A 5587-nucleotide genomic window follows, 5' to 3' on the forward strand; every position below is an offset into this window, starting at 1 on the left:
GCGTGCGTCCAGCCTAGCCGCTGCGCGAGCAAGACATCGGCAAGCCAGGCTCCGAGGACGCGCCCGAAGCCGTAACGCTCCGCGGCCGCGAAGGCCCCGACCAGCGTTTGGACCGTCCCGGTGTTCGCGGCAAGCTGTCGGAGATCGTCCGTCAGATCGCTGACCGCTTCGTCATCGAGCGTGAGACCTAGATCTTCCAGCAACGCGGCGAGGTTCTTCTCCCTCAGCAGATCCTCCGCTGGCCGAGATGCCAGCCGACGTCAGGCGAGGAGAAAACGGCCGGCGGGGCCGACATTGTCGCCGGGCCCGGTGAGCAACACGGCGTCGCGCAGCGCGCTTTCATCCTCGACGCGGCCAGCCTGCTTTGCCGTTGCCACGGCAGCCGAAAGCGCCAGCCGCTGCCGCCAGGCGCCGGCCCACCGCTCCTGACGGCGGACGACAGCATCGAGCGCGCCGATGGCAGCGCCCGCGGCGAGCGAGACGTCCTCGAACTTGTTTCCCGCGTGACTGTGCGTATCCGAGATGGCCCGGCGCAGCCAGGTCGGCACCGCTGCCATTGGCACGGTCGGAGGGGTTCCGGCAGGCGTGGCGTGGTGACGTGCAGAAGGTCTGGGACGCAGAATCATCGCAAGCACGATGAATCATGGCGGCGCTTTTGGCAACCATGTTTGGTCAGAACCGCCGCGCCTGTCGTGCGTGAATAACGAACGATAATGTTGCATTATCAGTCTCTTCACGAGTTAGTCCCTGATAAGCCATCCGGCCAACAAGTAAGTCCCGACAGGGCACCTTTTTTCGCAGCCGGACGAAACTCGTTCGGAAATGTGCCGGCTCGCGGCGTAGGAGCCTGCTCAGGTTCAGATGTCATGAAGGCACCTAACGCCCGATCTGCCGCGCAACTTCGGTCCCATATTCATTGCCGACGGGGTATCTGAGGGCGACGTTTTTTGCGGGTTTTTCCTGGTCGGCGCTCGTACACACGCGGGAGTGTCCTACAAGCCGTCGGTTTCGACAGATCGGATGGATTGGGCAGGCGAGCCCAAAAGCCGCGAGCTTAGAGCGGTTATAAATCGTAGTTGTAGCTGTGTAACAAACTGTGTAACAAAAAGCGCGAAAAGATTAGTATTTTCAGCATCATAGGGGTGAAAAGGAATCCCTCCCTCTCCGCCAGTGATCGTAATTTCTTGATACTGCCCGCCGAACTCAGCCATATGCTTGTGAAGTGCGGAGCTCAATTGCAGCCCGGCGTTAGCATTGGCCCGCTACGCCGTTGTGACCAAGCAGCCGAGCGGTGTTGCGGAAGGTTGTCAGTCCGCGGCGTGGTCAAGCGAGCATCAGCCGCATCGTGTATTTGGTGATCGACCCGTCGCGAACCTTACCCACGACCTCATCGATCACATGGAACGGAGCAAGAAACCACCTCCGTGGTCGCACTGGATGGCGGCTGGGTTCTGTTGCGAGCAGTTGCTGATCAAAACGCGGTGACTTCGGTCTGGGGCGGCAAGTCCACCAAAATCAGCGAGCGATGCACTAACTGCTGGAGTGCGCCCCGCCTTCGACGTATAAATGGTGCTACATTCCGGGAGGAAGAGCCATGAATGCAGTGCCTCAATGGCGGCTCGCAGGCGACTGGTTCGACATCTGCAGCTGCGATATCCCTTGCCCTTGCGAGTTCGCCCAGCGGCCGACCGGCAATCATTGCCAGGGCGTGCTCGCCTGGCATGTGCGCGAGGGTCAGTATGGCGACGTGAAGCTCGACGGCCTGTCGCTGGTGGCGCTCGGCGAGTTCGAAGGCAATCTATGGGCCGGCGAGGCAAAGGCCGTGATGGGCATGTACGTCGACGAGAAGGCGAACGAGCGGCAACGTGAAGCCCTGCAGGCGATCTTCGGCGGGCAGGCTGGCGGCTGGCCGGCGGGTTTTGCCGCCAACATCGGCGAGATGCGTGGCATGGAGTTCGTGCCGATCACTTTCGAGGTGGCGGGCGACCTTGCCACCTGGCGGGTCGAGATCCCTGGCCTCGTCGTTGGGCATGCGGAAGCGCTTTCAGGTCCCACGACACCACCCGGCAAGCGGGTGCAGACGATCAACCCGCCGGGCTCGGAGGTCGGCCCGGGCCAGGTTGCCACCTGGGCGCGTTCGGTCGAGGTGAGCACCAAAGGATTCGGGCTCGACTGGACGGGCACGGCCCGCTCTAGCAAACACATTCCGTTCGACTGGACCGGCCCGAACTAGGGACGTGCCGATGCCTGACGCGTTCCCCGGGAAATCGTGGCGGCTCCGGAATTTGCGTGGCATGCCGCTCGGCCTTCTCGCATCGCTCGTCGTGCTAACAGCGGCGGCGTGGGCGCTGACCCTCAGCATGGATATGCCTATGGGCATTGCGGTGCGCGGCGGGATGGAGGGTATGGAAGGCATGGCCGGCATGGCGACGGCCGGAATTGCCGCCGACGGTTGGTCACTCGCCGGCGCCGCCGCCTTTCTTGCTGTATGGACGGTGATGATGGCTGCTATGATGCTGCCGGCGGCCGCGCCCATGATCTTTATGTTCGCGGCGGCGCAGGCTAGGCGCGAACAGCACGTCGCCATCCCGGCGTGGATATTCGTCGCCGGCTACATGCTCGTCTGGGCGGCGGCGGGCCTTCTTGTGTATGTCCTGGTCCTGCTCGGAAGCGAGTTTGCGTCGAGCCTCGATCCGCCTCAGCGTTCGAAATGGGCGCCGCTCGCGCTCGGTATGACGCTTGGCGTGGCCGGGCTCTACCAATTCACGACCCTCAAGCACATTTGCCTCAGCCATTGCCGTTCGCCGCTCGCTTTCGTTGCGCAGCATTGGCGCGACGGGCGGGTTGGCGCACTCGAGATGGGGCTGAGGCACGGACTCTATTGCTTTGGTTGCTGCCGGGCTCTGTTTGCCGTGCTGGTCGCGGCGGGCATCATGAGCATCGCCTGGATGCTGCTGTTGACGCTGGTCGTCTTCGTCGAGAAGCTGCTGCAGCGCGGCCGCCGCTTCGAAGTTGCTTTGGGCATTGCGCTGATGGCCCTCGGGATCGCTGTATCGTTCGGCGCGATCGAGATGCCTTGGATGAGCGGCTAGCCCCCAGCGGGTGGTGAAATTCCAACCATATCGGTCCCATTTTCAGTCCTTAGAGCAAGGGTGGGCCGTTCTGTTTGGCGAACCGATATCAGCAGCTGACAGTCGGGTCGGTGCTGGCTCAAGATGGCGCGCTATGCAGCTTTCCGCCGCAATTGGCTCACGCTCAGCCACACCGCCGAAACCAGGAAGTAGAGGGCGCCTACTGCGGCGTAGCCGGCCACGTCGGTGATGGATGGCGGCAACGGCATCCGCGCCTGCGCGATGAAAAACGTGCCTGCCAGTGCTGATTGCCCTCCGCTCAGGACCATCGCCCACTGCGCACCAGAGCTCCTCCAACGGCGGACAGCGGTGCCGAGTTGAAGCAGGCCGGACAGGATCGCCCATAGGCCAAACACCCCGAGCACCCAATTCATGCTCATCTTCAGCGCAACAACGACCGCGAGCGTTGTCGCCACACTGACCACGACGTTGATGGTCTGGGTGCGATTCCGTCCCAATCCTCCGCTGCGCGATGCGTCGACAAAATTGGCCAGGGCATCCCATGCAGGATAAGCCACGAGTAAAACCGCCGCGACCACCCCGGAATGCTGTCCCACTGTAAAGGCAGCCGCCACCCAGACAGCCGAGAACGCCGTCCGAGCGAAGTAATAGAGCTTGAGCCATTGTTCCTGGCTGGCGCGGGAAACATCGCCATCGTGAATCGTCATTGGATCATCCTTTCGACTAGTAGGTAGGGCTCTCGACGAACGTCGCAGAGCCGTTACGGCTATGGTTCGTTGAGGTCTTAGGGTCGTATCTGGAGGGAACGCGGAGCGAGCCGCTCCAGGAGCGGGCCTGTCACGACGCCGAATACCTTCGGGTCGCCATAGGCCCGCGCCGAAAGCATCGCGCCGTGGACAGTCGCCATGAACGCTTCAGCCTCGGCACGAGGGGTACTCACCAGTTGAAATCGGCCGCGTCGCGCGCCGCGCTCCAGCACGGATGTAAGCCAAGCCGACAGGGAGCGGAAATGCGCCCGGACCTCAAGGCCAACTTCCTCGGGCAGAACGGGGAGCTCGCTTGCCAACAGCGCGCAGATACAAAACGGGGCGCTGGCGTCCGCAATGCAGGCTTCCCAGTACTCGGCATAGATCCGCAACTGTTCGTGCGGATCGGATTCGTGAAGTTCAACATTTGCCATCCCCGCTTCAGCTTCTTCCCGATACCGCGCAACCAGCGTTCGGACCAGATCGACCTTGCTTGGGAAATGGTGATGGATGCTCGCCTTACGGATCCCGACCACATCAGCGATGTCAGCATAACTGAAACCGTTGTAGCCGCCAGCGACGATCAGTGAACGTGCACAAGCCAGGATGTCGTCAGAGGTGGTAGACAAGTTGCTCATGCCCTTACCTACCTTCTGGTAGGACGGCAGTCAAGCCTCCTTGCAACGCGGCGACCTAGGAGAGAGTAGCGTGAAAATTGGGTGGCTATGGCGTAGACGTCATTCGATCTTCATTGTTTTCGGCCCGCCATCCATTCAGAAAGCTCCGGGTGTTTGTGGATCGAGGTAGCCATCCCACTTCGAGGGCGAGGCAACACCCTCCGGCCGACCGGACCACCGCTAATCGCCGCGCGGCTCTGGGCGTTTGCACCGACTGCGCTATCTCCCCATCGTTAGCCTTGTTCTATCGCTGGTTGAAGATCGGGAGGTTTCCATGGATCGGCGACTATTTTTGATCAGGAATGTTTGGCATTGCCGGGGCTGCGGCCCTTGCAAGCACAGTTCGGCCAATCAACGCAGTGGCCGGCGTTCCAACTGCCAGAAGCGGCATTCTCGATGAACTCGAGGCGCCGGATGTCGAGACCTTCGACGACGACGAAACTCAAGCAGAGTTGCAACCAGTCTACCATCGCCGGTGGCACCGGCCGCGTCGCCGCCGCCGGCGTGCTTGGAGAAGGGTCTGTCGCGTTTACTGGCGAAATGGCTATCGGCGCAGGCGGTGCTTCCGCAGGCGAGTGTGGGTCTGGTTTCGATTCTAGCAACTAGCCGGCTTGAACCCTGGCCATCGCGGCCGGGGTTTTTGCCTCAGGCGACCGTTAGCGCCCTTAGAGAGCTTGCCTAAGGGCGCCCGAGGAGGCTGACGGTGTTTGCAGGTTTCAGAGCCACCAGCCTACGACTGGACGATACGACCATTTTCGCAAGGGTCGGAGGCACCGGTCCGCCGCTGCTGCTTCTTCACGGTTTTCCAGAAACGCATCTGATGTGGAGGGATGTCGCCGCAGCCTTGGCGCCCCGCTTCACGGTGGTCGCCGCCGACCTTCGAGGCTATGGGCAAAGCGGATGCCCGGTTTCCTCTGCCGATCATAGCCCATACGCCAAGCGCGCCATGGCCGGCGACATGGTTCAGGCCATGAAGCAGCTGGGGTTTGAGCGGTTCATGGTTGCCGGGCATGATCGTGGCGGGCGGGTTGCCTATCGCCTGGCGCTCGACCATCCCGACAAAGTGCTCAAG

The 5587-nt window shown here is 62.0% G+C and carries 5 protein-coding genes and 1 pseudogene; 3 read left to right on the forward strand and 3 right to left on the reverse strand.

Annotation, left to right across the window (positions count from 1 at the left end; all coding sequences use genetic code 11):
- Positions 1-626 (reverse strand): annotated as a pseudogene (locus E5W70_RS08395) (DUF1403 family protein); the annotation flags it as partial.
- A gap of 968 nt (positions 627-1594) precedes the next feature.
- Between E5W70_RS08395 and E5W70_RS08400 the strand changes: the two are divergent.
- Positions 1595-2233 (forward strand): DUF1326 domain-containing protein, encoded by a 639-nt coding sequence (locus E5W70_RS08400; RefSeq protein ID WP_292656407.1) that lies wholly within the window; start codon positions 1595-1597, stop codon positions 2231-2233.
- Between the two features lie 61 nt (positions 2234-2294).
- Positions 2295-3092: a DUF2182 domain-containing protein gene (locus tag E5W70_RS08405; RefSeq protein WP_292656409.1), complete on the forward strand. Its 798-nt coding sequence runs from the start codon at positions 2295-2297 to the stop codon at positions 3090-3092.
- A gap of 131 nt (positions 3093-3223) precedes the next feature.
- On the opposite strand, the gene E5W70_RS08410 is transcribed toward E5W70_RS08405, so the two are convergent.
- Both E5W70_RS08410 and E5W70_RS08415 read right to left on the reverse strand, forming a co-directional pair.
- Positions 3224-3799 carry a DUF308 domain-containing protein gene (locus tag E5W70_RS08410; protein WP_292656412.1) on the reverse strand — a complete coding sequence of 192 codons (576 nt, stop codon included), beginning with the start codon at positions 3797-3799 and terminating at the stop codon, positions 3224-3226.
- Positions 3800-3876: 77 nt separating this feature from the next.
- Positions 3877-4476, reverse strand: a complete 600-nt coding sequence (locus E5W70_RS08415; protein ID WP_292656415.1) for a TetR/AcrR family transcriptional regulator — start codon at positions 4474-4476, stop codon at positions 3877-3879.
- 742 nt (positions 4477-5218) lie between these two features.
- Between E5W70_RS08415 and E5W70_RS08420 the strand changes: the two genes are divergently transcribed.
- Positions 5219-5587 (forward strand): alpha/beta fold hydrolase (locus E5W70_RS08420; protein ID WP_292656418.1); only part of this gene is annotated, 369 nt, incomplete at its 3' end.

Origin of the sequence: Mesorhizobium sp. (genome assembly GCF_005063415.1) — a bacterium.
Taxonomy (GTDB): Bacteria; Pseudomonadota; Alphaproteobacteria; order Rhizobiales; family Rhizobiaceae; genus Mesorhizobium.